Here is a 20,283-nt window from a genome sequence, read left to right as displayed (position 1 = left end):
CACGCAGCACCAACTCGCAACATCCGAATTCTTGGCGAATTCGGCTACCGAGCGCTACGACGCAACCGTTTCCCGAAACGGCTCGTGGCCCCAACCGGCGAGCTTGGCGTTTTTGAAGGACTCAAATTCGCCCGCTTCGATGGCGTCTCGAGTCGCCTGCATCAACCGGCCGTAGTACATCAAGTTGTGATGCGAGAGCAAAATCGGACCGAGCATCTCGCCCGCAACAAACAAATGCCGCAGATAACCGCGACTGTGCCGGCAGGCGAGGCACGGGCAATCTTCCATCAGCGGCCGAGTGTCCAATTTATGGACTGCATTGCGAAGCTTCAGCGGTCCTTCATCCGTGAACGCCAAAGCGTTCCTGCCGTTGCGAGTTGGCATCACGCAATCGAACAGATCAATCCCGCGAGCGATGTTTTCCAGCAGGTCACGTGGCGTGCCGACGCCCATCAGGTACCGAGGTTTGTCCGCCGGCAAATGCGGGGTCGTGAACCCGGTGGTCGTGTACATGTCCTCCGGCGGCTCCCCCACCGACAACCCGCCGACGGCGTAGCCTTCAAACGACATCGCCGCGAGCTCCGAGGCGCATTGCTGCCGAAGAGTCCGGTCCAACCCGCCTTGAACGATCGCGAACAGAGCCTGGTCCTCACGGTCCGCGGCGTCGCGACAGCGAGCGGCCCAGCGAATCGAGCGGGCCAGCGCGTCCTCGACTTGCGTCATCGGAGCAGGCAAAGCGATGACGTGATCCAAGACCATGGCCACGTCGCTGCCAAGGGCCTGCTGGATTTCGATCGAGTGCTCTGGCGTCAGCTCAATTTTGGCACCGTCGATGTGCGATCGGAACGTCGCCGCATGTTCGGTGACCTTGTTGATCGCCCCCAGCGAGAAGACCTGGAACCCACCCGAGTCAGTCAGAATGGGTCCGTCCCAGCCACACATTTTGTGCAGCCCACCGAGGGCCGCGACCGTTTCGTGACCGGGGCGCAAACGCAAGTGGTACGTGTTGCCGAGGATCATATCCGCGCCTGTGGCGGCGACTTGATCAATCGTCAGGCCTTTGACCGTTCCAAGCGTTCCGACCGGCATGAAGCCGGGCGTGCGAACGGGTCCTCGCGGCGTGTGAAAAACGCCGCGCCGGGCACCTCCATCGGTGCCAATCAATTCATAGCGGAACAAGCGGGTCAGTCGCCCCGCATCTTCAATCCGAGGTCAGCCAACTTCTCACGGACTTCGTTCAAGCTGGTCACACCAAAGTTCTTGCACTCCAGCATGTCGTCACCCGATTTGCGAATCAGCTCACCGATGGAGTTGATCTGCAAACGAGTCATGCACTTGCGGGCACGAACCGACAGGTTGAGATCAGCGATCGGACGTTCCAGCAACGCTTGTTCGTCAGGCGACATGTGCGAGGTGTCGACAGGCGGGTCGCTGGATTTCTTTTCGCCAGCAAACTGGCCAAGCGACAAACCTTTTTGCGAAAGCATTTCGCGAATTTCAACCAAGCTGGTTTCGCCAAAGTTCTTGCTCGAAAGCAACTCTTGTTCGCTGTGGCGGGTCAGGTCGCCAATCGTTTCGATGCCCATCTTTTGCAAGCAGTTGCGGCTCCGAACGCTGAGTTCAAAGTTTGCAACGGGCATGTTCAACGTTTGTGCCAAACGGTCGTTGCGACGCTGGGCTTCTTCGTCGTACAGCATGTTGCCGGTCGCCGAAGCGTCCTTCATGTACAACTGCGTACGCGGGTGATCGGGATGACAATCCAGGATTCGCTTGTAGCACAACTGGGCTTTGTCGTATTGCCCGTTGTCTTCGTACATCACGCCCAAGTTGATCAGGGCACCGATGCCGGTGGGGAATGCCTTGGCGGCTCGTTCGTACAAACGCAGGGCTTCGTCGTCGTTGCCCAATCGGTCGTTTTCGAGCGCCAAACCGAACAAGGCACCCGCGTGATTTTCATCGGTCGAAACCGCACGCTGGTACAGGTTGATGGCTTCTTCCATGCGACCACCGATTTGAGCGGCGGTTGCCGCACGTTGGTACATGTAATCCGCGGTTTGTTCGGCGGGGCCGAAGATGTCGTCCAAGATCGCCATCGCTTCTTCGATCTTGCCCTGATATCGCTTGGCTTCCGCGATGCCAATTTTGCATTGGTCTTCGTTGTAGCCGGACGTCTTGGCTTGTTCGTAGCCTTCGATCGCACCGTCGAAGCTCGACAGTTCGAATTGGCAACGAGCGTTGTAGAACAGCGCCATCGCACTGCCATCGGCTGCCGAGAGTGTTTGAGAGGCGTCCTTGAATCGGCCCAGCAAGAACTGACAAACACCCATCTTGGTTTTGCCGGCAGGAGTCAGGGCGTCGTCCTGCTCCATTTCGTTGACCGCGTCGCGCAATTCACCAAAATGTCCGTAATTTTCGGTGATCGCCTGCCGAATTTCGGCGACGTCGCTGGGGCCGAACGAGTTGCTCGCCAGAACCATTTGCTTCAGGTCGAGAACTTCGAGTTCGACTTCGCTCATCTTCGTTTTGTCCGGGGCTAACTTCGGCTCGCTCGCACAGCGATCCGAAAGGAGGGAAAAGAGTCAGGTGGCGCTCAGGATCCTGCCAGCAAGAAGCTCTGCGGGACCTCTGTTTTTCTACGTTTCTACTGAAATACTGCCGAGAAACCGGCCCGCAAAAATGCGACGCCCAAAAGTCCCCAACAGTGAATGACAAAAATCTTTTTTTTGTCGATCTAAGCCAGCGGCCGGATTTGAACCGGCAACCCTCGCATTACGAATGCGATGCTCTGCCAATTGAAGCTACGCTGGCGACTTTTCCAGAGAATACGTGTCTTTGGGCTAAAACGTCAAGGGCCGTCGGGACAGCAGTGGACCACCCGGGAGAGCTCGAAAGTGATCCCAATGCGTAAAAAATTCCACATTTTTTTGCGAGGGCGGTAAAAATAATCCTGGAATTCCAAAAAAGTTTTCCACAATTTTCCCGCCGCACGTCCCCACACGTCGGTCACCCATGCCATTCGACCTTGTAACCCGACGCGTCAGGGCTGTCTGTTTGAATCCTAACCCGAAGCGTGAGCGAGGGACCACGTGCCATTGCAACGAGCCTGTGGGTCCCTCGCTCACGCGTCGGGTTGTGACTCGAGTCAATCGACAAGCCGGTCAGCGAGGCACGCGCAGCGAAACTCCGATCGAACATCGATGACGAGCACGAGCACGCCAAAGAGCCAGAACAGCACGAATTACCAGCCACCTTCCCAGCCACGACCCGCGTGATCTTCGCCCCGGACGGGGCCGACTTCCGTAGCTCGGGGCGGAAGCCCCAAGACCGATCACGAGAAACCAAAGGTCCGCCACGGATGGGACCAGCGTGGTGATCCGATATGGAGCCTCGCTCAAGCGCTTTCGCACTCGGCTTCGTCGCCCAACGCCCCACACCAACCCGATGCACTCGTGCTCAGTCGCGTCAGCGACGGTGCTCGTACTCGTACTCGTGCTCGAAACCGCCCCACCTGTCCGCGCAAACATTCCACCACGCCCGCTACGAAACACCGTGCCGAACTTCCTTCACCCAGCTAAATCGGTCCTTTGGCCCCAAACGGGTCCCGGCGAGGTGATAGAATCACAGGTCATTAGAATGACGACACTTTTTGCGTTGCGGAAGTCGGTGACCGAAGCGGCCGACGGACGGCACTGGAACGAGACGACGCAAATCAACTGTCGCCGCGTCCCTGACAAAAGGATGCCGGCGGCGGTCGCAAGAACCTGTCGACACGAGCAAATGGAATCGTTCGCGAAATCAAAGGGAAGGTCTTTCGAAAATGAATGCCACACAAACACAACCTCAAAACGCAGACCAACAATCGGTTGCTGCGACGGCAAAAGAACAGGGCACGGAAGCACGTGATCGGCAGCCACCTTTGCATCCGGAGACCCCGGCACCCTCCAACACGCCGCGCAAGGATTCACTGAACCAGTTTGCATCGTGGCTGCGACAGGACGCTCGCGCCGAGGCGACGACTTACCTTCATCGAGCCAACACGCACCACGACGGCGAATGAAAACGCCAGTGGCGAAACTGGCCATCCGCCAACGTCTGTGCCGACGGCTGATGGGAATGGAGACCGAGTACGCGACCTTCGTCGATCCGCGAGACGGGGCGTTGCAGTCGGATGTCTCCGCTCGTGAAGTTTACGCCGCCTTGCGAGATGCGATTTGCCGCCAGATGCCTGCGGTGGAAGGACTGGACGGCGGGGATCGTCGGTTCTTGGCCAATGGTTCGGCACTCAACCTCGAAACCCACCTCGCTCTCCGCGACGGCCCAGGTGGGCTGGTCGAGATGGCCACGCCGGAAGTTTACCGCCCCAGTGACCTGGTCGCGTGCCAGCGCGCGATCGATGAAATCATGCGAGACGCATCCGGCGAGGCTCGCTGGTCGGCAAATCAAAACGTGGGACGACTTCGCATCCTGAAGAACAGCTGCGACGCGGCCGGTCACCTGTACGGGTGCCAAGAGAACTACGAAACCGATGTGGCGACAGGCGCCGGCTTGCTGATGTATCGGATCGCTATTTGCCTTGTCTGGGCGACACAGATCGCTTGCGTCCTGATGTCATTCCCGGTCGTGATGATGATCGTCGCTGCATCGCTGATTCAACAATCGAGCCAGCACGCCTGGTCAAGGATCCGTCCTCGCGGTGATCGACACAACTCTGATCGCTCCAGGGGGCGACCGAACCCAGCAGAACAGCAGGACCGCCCCGACTGGGAAGAACCGTCCGACACGAATGAATCAGAAGAAAGTTTTGTCGCGCTGCCGAAATTCGTTCAGTGGCTATCGATTGCTTCCTTGCGTGCGTTGCACCTTCCGTTGGTGATCGCACTGCGTGTGGTTGGGTCTCACTTTGCCTTCCGATCCCAACGCCGTCACCTGACGGGATTGCTGGTTTCGCGAGTTGCGATCATGGGAACCGGCCACCTGGATCACGACGGTTGCTTTTTTTTGTCAGGCAAAGCGCTGGGGGTGGACCGCGTGGCAGACATGGGCGGCTTCAATGGCGAGCGTCCGATTTACGTTTACGGTCACTGGTTGAGCAAGTTGTGCGGTCGTTCGTGGCGTTCGATCGGGGAAACTCGTCAGCTTTTCAAGCGTCGTCAGCGATTGCAGATTGGATTGTCAGATTCCAACCTCAGCGACCTGGCTCAGTGGGCCAAGATCGGCAGCGTGGCGTTGATCCTGGACATGATCGAAGCCAAACGAACCAAAGACTTGCCCCGACTTCGAAGTCCGATCCAAGCGCTGCGTGTTTTCAATCGCGACTGGAATCTGCTCCGGCGGGTCCCGACCAGCCACGGTGAATTGACGTCGCTCGAGATTCAAACGAAGTACTACCGCGCCGCCGAACAGTTCGTCCGGGAACAAAGCCAACGTTCCGGTCGCGAATCGGAGTGGGACGAAGCCCAGCGTGCCCTCCAGCACTGGGCGGAATCAATTCGCTTGGTTCGTCAATTCCGCAAAGACAGCAAGCAAACCGCTCAGGGCCTGGGCCGAATCGACTGGTTGGGCAAACGCTGGATGCTCGATCAAGCGGTCGGTGATGCCTCCGGTGAGCCAGCCGCCTGGATCACTCGCAAGAAAATTGACCTGCGGTATCACGAGCTGTCCGAGGACGGGTACTTCGCCCGCTTCATCGCCAATCATCAAGAGCGGGAACTGGTCACCGACGTCGACATTGAGCTGCGGCGGCGGAACGCACCAGCCGATTCACCAGCGGCGCACCGCGGATGGATGATTCGCGAATTCGCCGGCGAGGTTTCAGTGGCCGGCGGCCCGACCATGCGAACGGATTGGGAACGAGCCCTGGTCGATCAAAACCGAGCCGTTCGAACGGTATTTTATAGCGATCGGACGGATGGCAACCGGGGGGCCAACCGGCAGCACCAGTCCTAACACGGCGACTCAGAAGTCCCCGTTGGCGTGGATCCAGCGGGCAGTCCAGATTTTGATTCGCCCCATGCCACGAGCCCCGCGTCGTGATTCGCCGCCCACCGCGAAACGCTGCGATAGGCTGGCCCGTGGATCGTTGGTAGGATGGAGCCCACGGACACACGCACGAATTGAATTGGGAATCGGATGGGTCGTACTGAATCGTTGGATCCGGAGCTTCGTGATTTGTTATCACGATTGCGCGACCGGGTGCGACGCTACATCGTTTGGGATTCGTTGCTCGCGATCGCCGCCTTGGTGCTGGTTGTGTTTTGGGTGGCGCTCGCGGTGGACTATTTGCCGGTTCGAATCGGCGGCAGTGAAATGCCCCGTTCGGCTCGCGCGGTCGTGCTGGTTGTCGTCGCCGCGCTCGTGGTTCTGATCTTGGCCAAGTGGTTGTGGGGCAGGCTCAACCGTGATCTGCCCGATGACTCGTTGGCACTGTTGATCGAACGACATCACCCAAGCCTGGGTGGACGGCTGGTCACCGCCGTTCAGCTCACACAAGAAAACCGCTCGCACGATTCGCACAGCCCCGTGTTGTTGCGACACGTTCACCAAGAAGCCACCGCGGCGGTGGACCAAGTCGACTTTGGACGCGTGTTTCGATGGGAACCGATCCGCCGCAAATTGATGCTGGTCGTCCCGTTGTTGCTGGCTGCGTTGGTGATGGCAATCGCCAGCCCGCAAACCTTTGCCCGAGCGGTCGGGCGATTGTCGTTGCTGTCCGACTCACCTTGGCCTCGCAAGGCCGCACTCGAAATGATCGGGGTCGAATCACCGATCATCACCGCGGACGAAACCGAAGAGGTCGGCACCGAGTTGCTGGCGTTTGAAGACAAAGTCCTGCGATTGGCTCGCGGCAGCAGCACCACCCTGCGAATCCGTGCGGCAACGGAAGAACTGGGACACGTCGTCCCCGAAGTCTGCACCGTGTCGTACGTCGATGACGCGGGAAACCGAGGCCAAAGCAACCTCCGCCGGGTCGGCCGAATCCAAGACGGATATCAATCCTTCGTGTTGGACGGGCCGCCGCTGGCGACTCTTTCCGAATCGGTGACGATGACCATTCGCGGATTGGATGACCGCTTGCTGGATTACCGAATCGAAGCCGTCGACCCGCCCGCAATTGCCGACATGGAACTGGCGATTCGTTACCCCGACTACTTGCGAATCTTCGATGACGAAGAGGCCGCCGCCGGTTCCGCAGACCAAGTCCTGAAGTACCAAGCAGGATTCCGAATTCGCGAAGGCAGCTCACTGACGCTTCGCGGAACCAGCAGCAAACCGCTGGGCGCCGTGGATGTCGCGACATCATCCGAGGACGCGAGTGCAGCGTCCCCCAAGGATGCCAGCGAACCGGTCGTCAAAATCTCCGAGGACCGCCTGTCGTTTGAATGGTCCGTGACGGATCTGCGAGAACCAACGTCAGTGCGATTGGTGCCACAAGACGAAACGGGAATCTCTGCGCAAGCTTCGTATCGTTACTTCATTGGTGTGGTCCGTGATCAAGTTCCTGAAACCACCATGGCGATGAAAGGCATCGGCTCGTCCATCACTCCGATTGCGTTGCTGCCGATCCAAGCGAACGCGAAAGATGACTATGGGATCGAATCGCTCAGCCTGACCATGGCCGTTCGTGGCTCCGATGATGCAGAAGCCAACGCTGCCACGCCCAACAACACCGCCGAAGGCGACGATGCCAACTCGCTCGAATCCGATTGGCAACAACACACCGTCGCTCCCGAAATGGATCGCGACGGCAACGCTGACTGGACCTTTGACTTGCGAGACTTGTCGGATGACGGCACCGTGAATGGGTTGGCTCCTGGAGCAAGCGTTCAGATTTTCACAACCGCCAAGGACGGATTTGATCTTGGCGAACCTCATGTGGTCCGTGGCGAAGTGGTGCGTCTGGAAGTCGTGACCCCGGAAACCTTGCTGGCAACCTTGGAACGTCGCGAACTGGAATTCCGCTCACGCTTGGAACAAGCGATCGACGAGACCCAACGCCTCCGTCAAAGCTTGGTCGCCGTTCAAAACGACGCGATCGATGTGCTGCAGTCGGCGGAACCGGAAACCAGTTCTGATTCCGAAGACGAGGCAATTGATTCGGAGGAGGGAGACGCCTCCGACAGTCCCAGTGCTGCGGAAGATGCCGGGGAAGAAACGGATGGCGAAGAGAACGTCCGAGCACGCCAACGCGTTCAATTGCGAATCCGCCAAGCCGAACTGCAGGCCACCAAGTCGACGGAAGAGTTGGCCGGGATTGTCGTCGGTTTAGAAGACTTGCTGCTCGAGATGGTGCAGAATCGAGTGGATTCGGTGGACCGACGCGAACGCTTGGAAGATGGCGTTCGCAATCCCTTGTCCGAAGTGGTGACGGAACCCTTGCCGCGTTTGCAGCGTCAAATCACATCCATGGAACAGGTTTTGATGGCGGAAGACGCTTCGGAATCGCCTGCTGCGGAAATGACGGACGCAGCGACAGCGGCAATTGCGACGACGGACGAAGTGCTTTTGTCACTCAACGCCGTCTTGGAAAAGATGCTGGACCTAGAAAGTTTCAACGAAATTCTGGATTTGGTCCGAGGCTTGATCAGCGATCAGGAAGAATTGATCGAGCAAACCGAAGAAACTCGAAACCAGCAGGTCCAGGATCTGTTCAAGTAAGAACGCAGCCGTCGGGAAATCTGTGTCTGACACCCTTTCCTGAACCTTGCCCAGCGACGATCCCCGCGGATGGACAATCCAATCCTATGAACAACGATTGCATGAACCAAGCTGACCGCACTCCCCCCACCGTTTCGACGCTCGGACGTGTTCAGATTCGGACCGTTTGTCAGTCCGCTTGTTTGCTGGTGCTGGCATCGACCATCGTGGTGATGTCGATTCCGGCGTCCCGGGCCTTGGCTCAATCATCCACGGGCGACGAAGTCACCACGCTGGCATCGCGTCAATCCAGCGTCGCGACCCGCTACGAGCGTCTGGAAGAACTGTTGCTCCGATTGGCGGACATGGAAGCCAGCGAAAACCCGGAACGCTCCGCGTTGCTCCGCCGCGTGGCCAAACAGTCCCGCGAACGTTTCGTCCTGGAGAAACTTCGCGGTGCAGGCAAGATGATTGGCGACGGCCAGCTGTCCAAAGCGATGACGGACCAGAAATCCGCCACCGATGAACTGCAGTCGATCTTGAAACTGCTGATGAGCGAAGATCGCAGTTCGCGAATTCGTGACGAGAAGAAACGCATTTCCGATTTGATCAAACAGCTTCGCCTGACCGAACGCAATGAGCGCAGCGTTCGGGCTCGAACCGAAAACGGTGTCGAGATGAGCGAAGTTGAAAAAGAACAGAAGGCGATCGCGGAACGCGCCGAGCAACTCCGCAAAGAACTCGAGGACGAATTGCCCGAGTCGGAAGCAGAGGCTTCCGAGAGTGATTCACAAGCCGACCAAGAGAAGGGGGCCGATAGCGAGTCGGACAACAAGAGCGACCCGAAACAGGGTGAGCAAAAACCGGGTGAGCAGCCACCGGGTGAGCCAGAATCGGGCAAGCAAGAACCGGGGAAAGAAAGCAGTCGCGATCAGCCGAGTCAAAACAGCCCGCAAAACGATGGTTCCGAGAAGCCACCGGAAAACGGTGGTGAACCCAAGGATGCGTCGGAGAAAGGGGAATCACCCGAAAGCGAAAAGGAATCCACCGAGGGCGAACCCTCCCCAGCGGAGTCTGCCAACAAAGAATCGGAGGGTGAGCAGTCACCGTCTGGCGAACAGCAATCGCAGGAAGCTCAAAAGCCATCGGAAGAACAACAATCCGGCGAACAACAATCTGGCCAGCAGCAGTCTTCGTCGCAACCACAGCCGCCCAAACCTCAGTCACCTCAGGAACAAGCCGAGGAACAACTCCAGCGTGCGATTGAGCGGATGAAAGAGGCTCAAGACAAACTGGCTCAGGACGACCGTGAAGAAGCGACCAAGCAACAGCGACAAGCCGAGGAGGAACTGCGTCGCGCGATCGATCGACTCGAAAAGATCCTCCGTCAACTTCGCGAAGAAGAAATGGAACGCGAACTGGCCAAGCTAGAAGCTCGCTTGCGAAAGATGGCAGCGATGCAATCCGCCGTGCTGGATCAAACCCTTCAACTGGCAAAGACCCCCGAAGTGCAACGCAACCGCGCCACCGACCTGAAGGCCGGTGACCTGGCATTCGAAGAGCAAAAGATCACCCTCGAAGCCGACCGCGCGATGCTGCTGCTGCGAGAAGAAGGCTCAAGTGTCGCGTTCCCGGAAGTCGTCTCCCAACTGCGGGAAGACACCGTGCGGGTTTCCACTCGTTTGGGGCAGAGCAAGATTGACTTGGTCACCCAAGGTCTTCAAACCGACATTTTGGCGGCGTTGGAGGAAATGATTGCGGCCTTAGCTCAAGCCCAACGTGACCTGGAAAAAAAGAAACAACAGGAACAACAGGGCGATGGCGGGGGGCAACCTTCGGGTTCTGGCGAAGAACCCCTTGTCCAGAAGTTGGCGGAGCTAAAATTGATTCGAACCATGCAAACTCGCATCCAGGGGTCCACGGACCGCTATGCTAGTTTGTCGGATGACAAAGCAACTTCTGCTGAAGATGTCTTGCCATTGCTCCGCGATTTGTCGCAAAGACAAGATCGGCTGTATCAGATCACACGCGATTTGGTGACCGAGCGGAACAAGTAGGGAACCACGTCCCGAGACCTTGATTGGACCATTGCTGATGAGAATTCGTTTCGCTGCTGCGATCTGGACCCTGGTGCCCGCTTCCTTTTCGGCGTCGCCAGCGATGGCCGAAATCGGTCCCCCAGCGGAACTCGCGATCGTCTCCACCGCAATCCAATCTTCGTTCTCAGCGAACGCTTCGCCCGATTTCATTCGTTCTGCTCCCGTTCAGATCATCCCCGAATCAGAAGCCGAACCACTCGAATCCAATTCGTCCCCCAACAACGGCCTGAAGAGTGGTGCCGATTGGCCACTGCGAGATTCAGACGAGATGGCACAGCAGCTTCGCGCTGCCCTGGATGCTCTCGGTGTGGCACCGGACCTGTTGGATCAAGCCGCTGAGAATTTCTTGGTGGGAGTTCAACGCGACGACATTGAGCCTCTCAACGCTTGGGTTGATGCGGCGTCCGAACAATTCGATGTGCTGTCCGACTTGATGAGTCGTTTGAATGGCGATTTGTTGACCACCGCTCGAGCGATGGATCCCAGTGGCCCCGATTACGCACTGGTGGAATCGATGCCCAACGAATTGCGAGCCGCCCTGCGGACTTGGATCGGCCGCGAATTGGTGCGGGCTCGTTACTACGACGAAGCCCTGCCAATCTTTGCCGAAGTCGATCCGATGGTCTGCCCGGATCCCGCGACGCTGCTGTTCTATCGCGGTGCGTGCTACCACGCCCAGTTGAAAATCAAAGACGCTCTGTCGGACTTGCGACGACTGCTGCAACGCAAAGAACAGATTCCTGCTCGCTACGCACGCACCGCCGAGATGATGGTCGCAGATATCAAACCGCTCAAGAAGGATTCCCTCGACGAAATTTCGCGTTTGATGAGCGATGTGACACGTCGCCTGGATTTAGGTCGAGCGGATGAAGCCACGCAAGAACGTGAGCAAGAGGTCATCGATAAATTGACCAAGCTGATCGACAAGATCGAAGAAGAGCAGCAGAAGCAACAACAGCAGCAACAACAACAACAAAACGCCAGCGGAAACGGTGGCCAAAGCGACGGGCAAGCGTCCCCGATGGACGACAGTCGCATCGCCGGTGCGAGCGGCCAAGGCGACGCGGATCGCAAAAAAATTGACGACCAGAACGGCTGGGGAAATCTGCCGCCGGCCGAACGCCAGGAATCACTGCAGCAAATCAGCCGCGATCTGCCAACGCATTATCGCGAGGCAATCGAAGCCTACTTCCGCAAATTGGCCACGCAGAAGTAAGCGACCTGTCGTCCCTACAGGACTTGATGCTTGCGTCGGACTCCGTTTCCATCGGCTAACGCCGATGGCTACAACCTGTCGCCACTTCGTGGCTATTTCTACCTCATGAATCCAGTTGTCCTCGGACTGACGTCCGATGGCGACAACATGCCGCCACTTCGTGGCTATTTCTACTTCGTGAATCCAGTTGTCCTCGGACTGACGTCCGATGGCGACAACCGGTGGCTGGTGCCTTAAATCTTGATCTTCGGCGGTGCTGGCAACTCTTCGATGGATCCATCGCCGCTTGGTTCAACGTCGGCGTTTGGTCGTTGCTCGTCAGGGCCGCTTGCTTCTACGGGCGAAGGTGCCAACGTTGGTTCGTTGGACATCGTTTCCTGCGGTTGTGAGGCGGGCGTGACCGCTGGGACGTCCGACTCAGGCAAGATCGATTGCGATTGTGAAAGGACAACGAGAGCATCCCGTGTTTCGGCGAAACCATCCAGCCTCGCGATGCGCCCCAGTTGGCCACTCGTTGTGACGCCTCGGTACGCTCGAGCGGCGGATTCAATCGTTGCCGCTGCTTCACCGGTCATCGAACCGTCGGTGGTAACTTGGGCATTGTCGGTGACTTGCCGCAGCCCATCGACTTGCAAGTAGTCCCACCAAATGTCGCCGTCTTCGATTGTGTTCAACGCAGCGGCAAGACGTTCGACTCCGTCGCCCAACTGAGTCGCGACATCAAACGCGGGTCCGGGCGGTGGCGGGTAAGCCGCCACGACAGGATCCGATGAGTAAGCCAATCCGGACGGGGAAGCCAATTCAGGTGCGTAGTCCCGTTCAGGTGCGTAGTCCAGTTCAGATACGTAGGGCTGAGGTCCCGGTATGCTGAGTCGAAATCCAGGGGTGTTGATTTCAACACGCCCGACCGAGGGTGACCGATAGACGGGTGGAGCCACAACGATCGCGGGCGACGGGGGGAACGGAAGCACCGGGATGGCCGGGCCGATTGGGGCAGCTCCGCGATAGCGATAGAGCGGATCACGATAGGAACCCGGCCTCACGGGTGGTGGCCCGACCGGAACAACGGCCACGGGACCAGTTAAAAACGGGGGCGGCACAAGGTAGCCAGGAGCTCGGTAAGCAGGTCCATAGAATCCAAAGCCTGCGCCCGGCCCCCCACGGTAGCGGGCAACGACAGGCTGAGCGTCCGCTGTCGGCGCAAAGACGCCGAATATTAAGGCCGAAGCAACTAAAAATCGCCGCATGTCACTGCTCTGTTCTCGTTGGAAGGAAAGATCCACTTGTCTTCATTTTAGTTCACAAAACCATTGACTTGCGGATCAAAATCAGCCGTCGGATGAACCCCGGTGTTTGATCTCGGGTATAATTGGCTCCATACCTCGACGCAGTTTGCCTGAACCTCAGCTTTTGACTCCCGGTTCGAGTCCTTGAAATGAAGCTGGTGTGGGTGGCCAGCGGTCTTGGATCCCACCTCGTTCCCAACCTCTCGCGGATGTCCTGACCCCATCGGGAACCGCTCAACACGTATTGCTACAGGAAGTCTCTGATGCCACAGCCGAAGCCCACCGTTTCCAAAGAAGCCAGTCGCACCATCGATGCGAGTCGTCGTTCGTTCCTCAAGGATTCAGGTCTGATCGCAGGGACCACGCTGGCCGGCACCACGCTCGCAGGCGTCTCCATTCCCAACGCTCATGCCGCTGGTGACGATGTCATCCGCTTCGTCGTGATCGGTTGCGGTGGTCGTGGCACCGGAGCCGCTGCCAACATCATGTCCACCAAAGGCAACGTGAAGTTGGTCGCCGTGGCCGATGCGTTCGGCAACAAAGCAGAAGGAACGATCAACGGTCTGACTCGCAAGTTCGGTGACAAAGTTGCCGTTCCACCCGAGAACGTCTTCACGGGATTGGACGGCTACAAAGCAGCCATCGACGTTGATTGTGACTTGGTCGTCATCGCAACGCCTCCCGGATTCAAGCCGCAACAGTTTGAGTATGCGGTGAACAAGGGACGGCACATCTTCATGGAGAAACCCGTTGCCACCGATGCTGCTGGCGTCAAACGTGTTTTGAAAGCGGTCGAAGAGTCGAAGAAGAAAAACCTGATGGTTGGCGTTGGTCTGCAACGTCGTCACGAACCTCATTACATGCAGTGCATCGAACGCATTCACGATGGTGCGATCGGCGACGTGCTCTCGCAACAGGTTTACTGGAACGGTGGCGGCATCTGGTATCGCAACAAGGGCGAAGACCAAAGCGAAATGGAATTCCAATGCAACAACTGGTACCACTTCAACTGGATCGGCGGCGACCAAATCTGTGAGCAACACATCCACAACTTGGACGTCGGCTGCTGGGTCAAAGGCGAGTACCCCGTCGAGTGCAACGGCATGGGCGGTCGTGAGCAACGCATGGGTGGCGATGCGACCAAGTCGCAAATCTTTGACCACACGTTCTGCGAATACACCTTCGCTGACGGATCCAAGATGCACAGCCAAGGCCGCCACTTGGCCGGCGGTTGGAACCACGTGGGCGAGTTCGCCATCGGTTCCAAGGGTTCCGCCAACCCATCGGGCGAAATCATGGGCGAGAACAAATGGTCCTTCGAAGGCAAACGCCTGAACGGTCACCAACAAGAGCAACACGATTTGATCGAAGCTCTGATGCGTGGCGAGATCTACAACGAAGGCGAGTACGGAGCGAAATCGACGTTCTGCGCCATCCTCGGTCGCGAAGCTTGCTACTCCGGCAAGATCGTCAAATGGGACGACTTGATGGAAAAGGGCAAGGACCTCTGCCCAGGAATCGACGAGTACACCCTCGAGTCGACTCCTCCAACCGTTCCCGGCGAAGACGGCAAGTACCCCGTCCCAACGCCAGGCAAGTACTCACCATTCGCGTGAGTTTAAGCCACTCTTTGGCAGCCTGACGCAGGGCACGCCAACGGAATCTCAAAGCCGCCCGAGAGTTTTCTCTTGGGCGGCTTTTTTTGAGTCCTCAGGTCCGATTTCCACCGAACGACTGACGCTTCAAACGATCTTCTCAACCTGGCAGTCTTCGAGTTTCACGCTCACGCCTTGTTGCATGAACCGAACGTAGACCAGCAAACGAGATTCGTTCTCGCGGCGAATGACAGTTCCCTCGTAGCCCGCAAAGGTGCCGTTTTTCACGCGAATTTTTTGGCCGGGTTCAAGTCGGCTCTCAATCGTCAGGGGCACGCCCATCTCAATCAAGTTTTGGATTTGCCGAAGGTCGTCCAAAAGATCCGGCACCTCGAGGATTTCAGACGCTTTCAACACGGACCCGGTGCAGATCGCCTCATAGCGAGCCTGGTCATCTCCTCGCAGAAAGACATACGTTGCGAACAACGGCACAAAGGATTCACGCAATCGCCCGGCTGGCGAACGAAAACGCTGCTTGATCATCGGCGCGTAGTGCGGCACACCCACCTCACGAAGCTTGCGAATCACCGCCTTTTCTTGGCGTGACTTCGTGTACAGCAACCACCAAGGTGAATCGAGTGACTCCTCTTGGTCAATCAGATTTTCCGGGTAGCAATCGGGTTCAAAAGGCAGAATGGGCATCGAAGTGACAGCGTCCGTGAGTCAGAGATGAGCCGAATGGATCGCCGCGATGACTTTGTCCGTGGGAACATCGCCGACCATCGCGACATGCCCGATCCGGTCAGGCAAAACGAAACGCAGCTTTCCGTGTGACACTTTCTTGTCATGCGACATGACAGGCAGCATCCGTTCCGGATCCGCGTCTTTCCATACCAGTGGCAATTTCGCAGCGGACAACACCGCCGTTTGTTCTTCTAGCAAAGATGGGTCGCAGAGTTCCATGGCGATGGCCAAATGAGCGGCCATTTGCATCCCGATCGATACCGCTTCGCCGTGCAGACACACTCCATAGCCTGCGGTGGCTTCGATCGCATGTGCAAACGTGTGCCCATAATTCAAGATCGCTCGCCGGCCGGATGTTTCACGCTCGTCTTCGGCGACCACGCGAGCTTTTGATTCGCAGCTTTTCCCAATCGCATAGCGCAGCGTCTCGGGATCCTTCTCGATCATTCGCGAGGCATTGGTTTGCAACCAGGTGAAGAAATCCGCGTCTTCGATCACGCCATACTTGATGACTTCCGCCATCCCACTGATGAAATCCCGATCGGGCAAGGTTGAAAGCGACTGCGTGTCGATCCAAACCATTTGCGGCTGCCAAAAACTGCCGACCATGTTCTTGCCGCCGGGCAGGTTGATCCCGGTCTTGCCGCCGACGCTGCTGTCGACCATCGAAAGCAGTGTCGTGGGAACTTGCACGAACCTCAATCCACGAGTGAACGAGGCAGCAGCAAACCCGGCCAAATCGCCCACGACCCCGCCACCCACCGCAACGACAACGCTGCGACGATCTGTCCCTGATTCCAACATCGTGTTCCAAATCGACTCCAGCTGCGAAACCGATTTGCTGGTTTCGCCCGACGCGATTGTGATGCTGGTGATGCGAATGTCAGCCTGCGCGAGCTGTTGCTCAATCGATCTGGCAATCGTGTTCGCCACGGCAGCATCGTGAATCAGAACCACGTGCGTGCAGTCGCCCACGGCGGTTTGGAAGTGCTTGGCAAAATGAGATGGCTCGGCCGAGTCGGTCAGCCCCGTGGTGATCCAAATCGGGTAACTGCGTTCGCCAAGCGAGACTTCGATTGCTTCAATCGGTGCGGTCATGAGGTCGATGGGTTGGGGCAAAGTTGGTTGCACGGTTAGGATAGTGTAGCCGGTGAGCCGTTTTCACGGCATGCCTCCGCGGGCCTCCCAATCGTGGACTGGTTCTGCTGCTTTGTGTCTCTCACGAATTGTTTTTCTTTGATGAACGAAAACGAGTCGCCCGCCGCGGATCCTCATGCGGACAAATACAACGACCCGCGCGTCGTCGTCACTCGTGGCCAAATCGTGGCCTTGGTGGCCATCGTTGTGGTGGGTGCGATCGTTGCCGTTCTCAGCATCGCTGCTCGACGAACCAAGCTGGTCAAAACAACCGAATTCTGGGGGCCTGAGGTGATCACCGCGATTCAGTTGGGCGACCACGTCGAGCTGATCCCGGGACCGGGCGCCCATTTCAAGCAAGTCGAACTGACCGCGTTCCCGGGACTTGGGCACCTTCGCAAAGCGTTGTTGGAACAAACCCATTACCAATGGGCGACAGTGAAACCGTTGTCCGTCGAATCCTTGGTGACCGATTCCGCCGCTGACATCGAACCGGACCAAGCGGTGGAAGCGTCCGCGGCCGTAGCCGATGAAGACGCCGGCCAGCCAATCGTCGTTCGACTGGAATTTTCAGACCCCCACTACAAACGAGTCCCCCCCGCATCGATCGATCTCGAATTGGCCAGCGGAACCATTGGCCCGGCCGATGGATCCAAGCGAGTGATGGTCACCGATCGTGTTCGCCCCGCACTGCGGCACCAATTGGGGTTGCTGATGAAGGTCAGCGAACTGCGGTACGGCCAACGAAAGGTTGCCGAAGACGAAGCGGCCCAATCGACGGAGTGATGGACTCCGTCGCAGCGGCCTGTCTCGGTGGAACAACCTGCCCCGCGAGGTCATTCTGCTGAGCGGCTTCCTCAAAGCCAAGGTCATCGCTCTAAAACTGAAGTCCGAAACCAATTGGTTGGGCCAACAGCCAAGCCCCCCCCAATGCAGCGGATCAAATTTGGCAGATGCTGCTCACCGCCTGATAAATCGATGTGCCGAGCGGTCCGCAACTTTCAAATTTCAGCGCAACCCCGCCCACAAAATCGCGACGACTGCGAGAACGTGAATGACCGCGGCCACCACGAATTGGATTCGATACGAGACCTTGGCTGTCTTGTGCCTGAGTTTCTGTCCGGCGAGGCAACCGCCTGGCCATCCGCCCAAGACGCTGGCCAGCAACAAGGTCTTTTCAGGGATTCGCTGGGTCCCGGCGCGAGCGGCTCGTTTGTCGATCCAGTAGAAAACCGCGGTCAAGACACTGGCAAAAAACGTTTCAGCGGCGATGATGAGTGCGAGCGTCACGGACAGTTTCTCCGAAGGCGTGTTCCATTCCCGCGGTATCTGGCCGCGGGTTCGTTCTCACGATTGTTCTTCGCATGTCATCACGTTCACGGAAAGCCCGCTCCAAAGCCAAGTCCCAACGAGAAGGCAAAACCGCGTTCAAAAACTCCGATGCCGGTTCGTTCGGCGATGGAATCCTCTCCGGTGGCAAGAACAATGGCTCCGACTCGTCCAAGGTTGGTCTGGCAAATCTAAACGTCCCGTATCCCGAGGGATTGCCGACCGATCGCCCGCTCGATCCAGAAGACTACTTCGAACAACTCGCCATTTGGTTGGATTTGGAAGCCGAGGCCGAACGAGCCCGCCTCGCCAAACTGCGTCAGATTCGGTCTCAGCGTGACGCCGAAAGCACCGGCCAAGCCATCGTGGGTCTCGACATGGTCGACTACCACACCGGATTGGCAGGACGCTACCTGCTCGACCTGGCCAAACCAGGCGGGAAGGACCTGCCCATGAACCGGTTGAAGGTCGGATCCCCTGTCGTTCTGTCGATGGACGACGATCCCTCCGATCAAGGCATCGCGGGTGTCGTTAGCCGTCGAAAAAACCACTCGATCCAAATCGCGACCGACACGTTTCCAATTCGAGATCAAGACGATCTGAAAAAAAAGAAGGGCGTTGGCAAGCATGGGAAATCGGTTCAACGCCCTGCCGTCGTTTCCGACCGCTTCCGCTTGGACATGTCGCCGGACGAGACCACACGTCTACGGCAGCTCGCCGCGATGGCCCGAGCTCAAGAAATTCGCGGCCGCTCGGGAAAACTTCGCGACGTGTTGCTGGGCATCAAAACACCGCGTGTTGATGGCAACCCAATCGACACGCATGACATCGATCCCGAGAGCTTTCAGTTTGAACTGAACGACATTGACTTTCGAACCGAGCTCAATCCCCCCCAACGCGACGCCGTCGCATTTGCGATGATGGCCGATGACGTGGCGATCATCCATGGTCCGCCCGGCACCGGCAAAACCACCACGATCGCCGAAATCATCGCCCAGTCGGTCGAACGTGGCGAACGTGTCCTGGCCTGTGCGGCCAGCAACACCGCCGTCGACAACCTGCTGGAACGCTTGGTTCGATTGATGCCCAACGTGGTTCGCGTCGGTCACCCGGCTCGCGTCTTCGAATCACTGCAAGAGCACACACTGGATGCACTGGTTGAATCGGATCCGACCAGCACGGTGATCAAAGACCTGCGCCGAGAACTCGATCAAATTCTGCGAGAAGCCAACCGCCCGATCCGCGACAGTGGCGGCCGAGAACGCAAGCAGCGAGCCGAGCTGTTCAATGAAGCAGGACGACTTCGTGGGATGATTCGCTCTCAAGAACGCAGCATCGTTCGTGCCGTGATCGACCGCGCCGATGTGATCTGCACCACAACCACCATCGATGAAGAATTGCTCAGCGATCAGTCCTTCGACTTGGTCGTCGTCGATGAATCCTGCCAGTGCACCGAACCGGGAATGTGGCAAGCGATTCTGCGGGCCGATCGGTTGATTCTGGCCGGTGATCACTGCCAATTGCCACCCACTGTGTTGTCTGACGACGCCGCGCGAATCGGCATGCGTGATTCGTTGATGCAGCGTTTGGTGCATCGGTACGGTGAGCAAATCTATCGCCGCCTGACCGTGCAGTACCGCATGAACGAATCCATCATGCGATTCAGCAGCGATCACTTTTACGACAGCACCTTGATCGCGGATGCCTCCGTCAAACGGCATTTGCTGTGCGACCTGCCGGACGTCGAAGAAAGCGACTTCACCCGCGAACCATTGTTGCTGATCGACACCGCCGGTGCCGGCTACGAAGAAGAATTGGAACCGGACGGGCAAAGCAAACTGAACCACGGCGAAGCCAAGGTGATCCTACAAATGGTCAAACAGCTTGCTGACGCGGGAGTCACCGGCGACCAAATCGCGGTGATCGCGCCGTACGCCGCCCAGGCTCGCAACTTGCGAATGCGACTGGATCTGGATGGAATCGAGATCGACACCGTCGACGGATTCCAAGGACGCGAAAAGGAAGTGGTCCTGATCACGATGACTCGCAGCAACCCCGATGGCGAGATTGGATTCCTGTCCGATCAACGCCGTAGCAACGTGGCACTCACGCGAGCCAAACGGAAACTGATTGTGGTCGGTGACAGTGCGACGCTCTGCCGCCACGACTTCTATTCGGAACTGTTCCGCTACTTCGAGGACGCGGGTGCCTACCACAGCGTCTTCACGCTGGACGAACACTGA

General features: G+C 57.8%; 15 protein-coding genes and 1 tRNA gene. 9 read left to right on the top strand and 7 right to left on the bottom strand.

The features are described 5' to 3' along the window. Positions 1–54 precede the first annotated feature (54 nt). The 3 genes from tgt to RISK_RS13305 form a co-directional block, all read right to left on the bottom strand. Entirely contained in the window at positions 55–1,179 is a 1,125-nt protein-coding gene (tgt, locus tag RISK_RS13315) for a tRNA guanosine(34) transglycosylase Tgt (protein ID WP_047814807.1), read from the bottom strand. A gap of 5 nt (positions 1,180–1,184) precedes the next feature. Further along, the gene (locus RISK_RS13310) at positions 1,185–2,516 is read right to left on the bottom strand and encodes a tetratricopeptide repeat protein (RefSeq protein WP_047814806.1); all 1,332 of its coding nucleotides are present in this window, start codon (positions 2,514–2,516) and stop codon (positions 1,185–1,187) included. A 218-nt stretch (positions 2,517–2,734) separates the two neighbouring features. Further along, positions 2,735–2,808, bottom strand: a tRNA-Thr gene (locus tag RISK_RS13305). A 1,009-nt stretch (positions 2,809–3,817) separates the two neighbouring features. Between RISK_RS13305 and RISK_RS13300 the strand changes: the two genes are divergently transcribed. The 6 genes from RISK_RS13300 (at position 3,818) to RISK_RS31600 (ending at position 12,186) form a co-directional block, all read left to right on the top strand. After that, entirely contained in the window at positions 3,818–4,057 is a 240-nt protein-coding gene (locus RISK_RS13300) for a ubiquitin-like protein Ubact (protein ID WP_047814805.1), read from the top strand. A 50-nt stretch (positions 4,058–4,107) separates the two neighbouring features. Then, positions 4,108–5,946 carry a proteasome accessory factor PafA2 family protein gene (locus RISK_RS13295; RefSeq protein ID WP_047814861.1) on the top strand — a complete coding sequence of 613 codons (1,839 nt, stop codon included), beginning with the start codon at positions 4,108–4,110 and terminating at the stop codon, positions 5,944–5,946. 183 nt (positions 5,947–6,129) lie between these two features. Then, entirely contained in the window at positions 6,130–8,655 is a 2,526-nt protein-coding gene (locus tag RISK_RS13290) for a hypothetical protein (protein ID WP_047814804.1), read from the top strand. Positions 8,656–8,741: 86 nt separating this feature from the next. Continuing rightward, positions 8,742–10,691, top strand: a complete 1,950-nt coding sequence (locus tag RISK_RS13285; RefSeq protein WP_047814803.1) for a hypothetical protein — start codon at positions 8,742–8,744, stop codon at positions 10,689–10,691. A 19-nt stretch (positions 10,692–10,710) separates the two neighbouring features. Beyond that, positions 10,711–11,949 carry a hypothetical protein gene (locus RISK_RS13280; protein WP_047814802.1) on the top strand — a complete coding sequence of 413 codons (1,239 nt, stop codon included), beginning with the start codon at positions 10,711–10,713 and terminating at the stop codon, positions 11,947–11,949. A 30-nt stretch (positions 11,950–11,979) separates the two neighbouring features. Then, on the top strand, positions 11,980–12,186 hold the full coding sequence (locus tag RISK_RS31600; protein WP_150122585.1) for a hypothetical protein: 207 nt from the start codon (positions 11,980–11,982) through the stop codon (positions 12,184–12,186). Here RISK_RS31600 and RISK_RS13275 read toward each other — a convergent pair. Beyond that, a complete protein-coding gene (locus tag RISK_RS13275; protein ID WP_236696270.1) occupies positions 12,183–13,232 on the bottom strand; it encodes a hypothetical protein in 1,050 nt (349 codons plus the stop codon). The two genes, RISK_RS31600 and RISK_RS13275, sit on opposite strands and share 4 nt — an antisense overlap. A 266-nt stretch (positions 13,233–13,498) precedes the next feature. Between RISK_RS13275 and RISK_RS13270 the strand changes: the two genes are divergently transcribed. Next, positions 13,499–14,851: a Gfo/Idh/MocA family protein gene (locus RISK_RS13270; protein ID WP_047814800.1), complete on the top strand. Its 1,353-nt coding sequence runs from the start codon at positions 13,499–13,501 to the stop codon at positions 14,849–14,851. A gap of 126 nt (positions 14,852–14,977) precedes the next feature. Here the strand turns inward: RISK_RS13270 and nusG are convergent, their stop codons facing one another. Together nusG and aroB are read right to left on the bottom strand one after the other, a co-directional pair. Further along, positions 14,978–15,532 (bottom strand): transcription termination/antitermination protein NusG, encoded by a 555-nt coding sequence (gene nusG, locus RISK_RS13265; protein ID WP_047814799.1) that lies wholly within the window; start codon positions 15,530–15,532, stop codon positions 14,978–14,980. Between the two features lie 21 nt (positions 15,533–15,553). Next, positions 15,554–16,672 (bottom strand): 3-dehydroquinate synthase, encoded by a 1,119-nt coding sequence (gene aroB / locus RISK_RS13260; RefSeq protein ID WP_236696269.1) that lies wholly within the window; start codon positions 16,670–16,672, stop codon positions 15,554–15,556. Between the two features lie 141 nt (positions 16,673–16,813). On the opposite strand from aroB, the gene RISK_RS13255 reads away from it, so the two are divergent. Continuing rightward, complete coding sequence (locus tag RISK_RS13255; protein ID WP_047814797.1) at positions 16,814–17,497, top strand: hypothetical protein; 684 nt, start codon at positions 16,814–16,816, stop codon at positions 17,495–17,497. A 222-nt stretch (positions 17,498–17,719) separates the two neighbouring features. Here the strand turns inward: RISK_RS13255 and RISK_RS13250 are convergent, their stop codons facing one another. Further along, entirely contained in the window at positions 17,720–18,040 is a 321-nt protein-coding gene (locus tag RISK_RS13250; RefSeq protein WP_047814796.1) for a DUF1294 domain-containing protein, read from the bottom strand. Positions 18,041–18,075: 35 nt separating this feature from the next. Between RISK_RS13250 and RISK_RS13245 the strand changes: the two genes are divergently transcribed. Beyond that, entirely contained in the window at positions 18,076–20,283 is a 2,208-nt protein-coding gene (locus RISK_RS13245; protein ID WP_047814795.1) for an AAA domain-containing protein, read from the top strand.

The sequence above is a fragment of the Rhodopirellula islandica genome (assembly GCF_001027925.1).
Taxonomy (GTDB): Bacteria; Planctomycetota; Planctomycetia; order Pirellulales; family Pirellulaceae; genus Rhodopirellula; species Rhodopirellula islandica.
This window is presented reverse-complemented; position numbering and strand designations above follow the sequence as displayed.

Excerpts from the sequence above, each read along its gene's own strand:
- aroB (WP_236696269.1), bottom strand. The coding sequence starts at position 16,672 with ATGACCGCACCGATTGAAGCAATCGAAGTCTCGCTTGGCGAACGCAGT.
- RISK_RS13245 (WP_047814795.1), top strand. The coding sequence starts at position 18,076 with ATGTCATCACGTTCACGGAAAGCCCGCTCCAAAGCCAAGTCCCAACGA.
- RISK_RS13255 (WP_047814797.1), top strand. The coding sequence starts at position 16,814 with ATGAACGAAAACGAGTCGCCCGCCGCGGATCCTCATGCGGACAAATAC.
- RISK_RS13300 (WP_047814805.1), top strand. The coding sequence starts at position 3,818 with ATGAATGCCACACAAACACAACCTCAAAACGCAGACCAACAATCGGTT.
- RISK_RS13295 (WP_047814861.1), top strand. The coding sequence starts at position 4,108 with ATGGGAATGGAGACCGAGTACGCGACCTTCGTCGATCCGCGAGACGGG.
- nusG (WP_047814799.1), bottom strand. The coding sequence starts at position 15,532 with ATGCCCATTCTGCCTTTTGAACCCGATTGCTACCCGGAAAATCTGATT.
- RISK_RS13270 (WP_047814800.1), top strand. The coding sequence starts at position 13,499 with ATGCCACAGCCGAAGCCCACCGTTTCCAAAGAAGCCAGTCGCACCATC.
- RISK_RS13310 (WP_047814806.1), bottom strand. The coding sequence starts at position 2,516 with ATGAGCGAAGTCGAACTCGAAGTTCTCGACCTGAAGCAAATGGTTCTG.
- RISK_RS13285 (WP_047814803.1), top strand. The coding sequence starts at position 8,742 with ATGAACAACGATTGCATGAACCAAGCTGACCGCACTCCCCCCACCGTT.
- RISK_RS13290 (WP_047814804.1), top strand. The coding sequence starts at position 6,130 with ATGGGTCGTACTGAATCGTTGGATCCGGAGCTTCGTGATTTGTTATCA.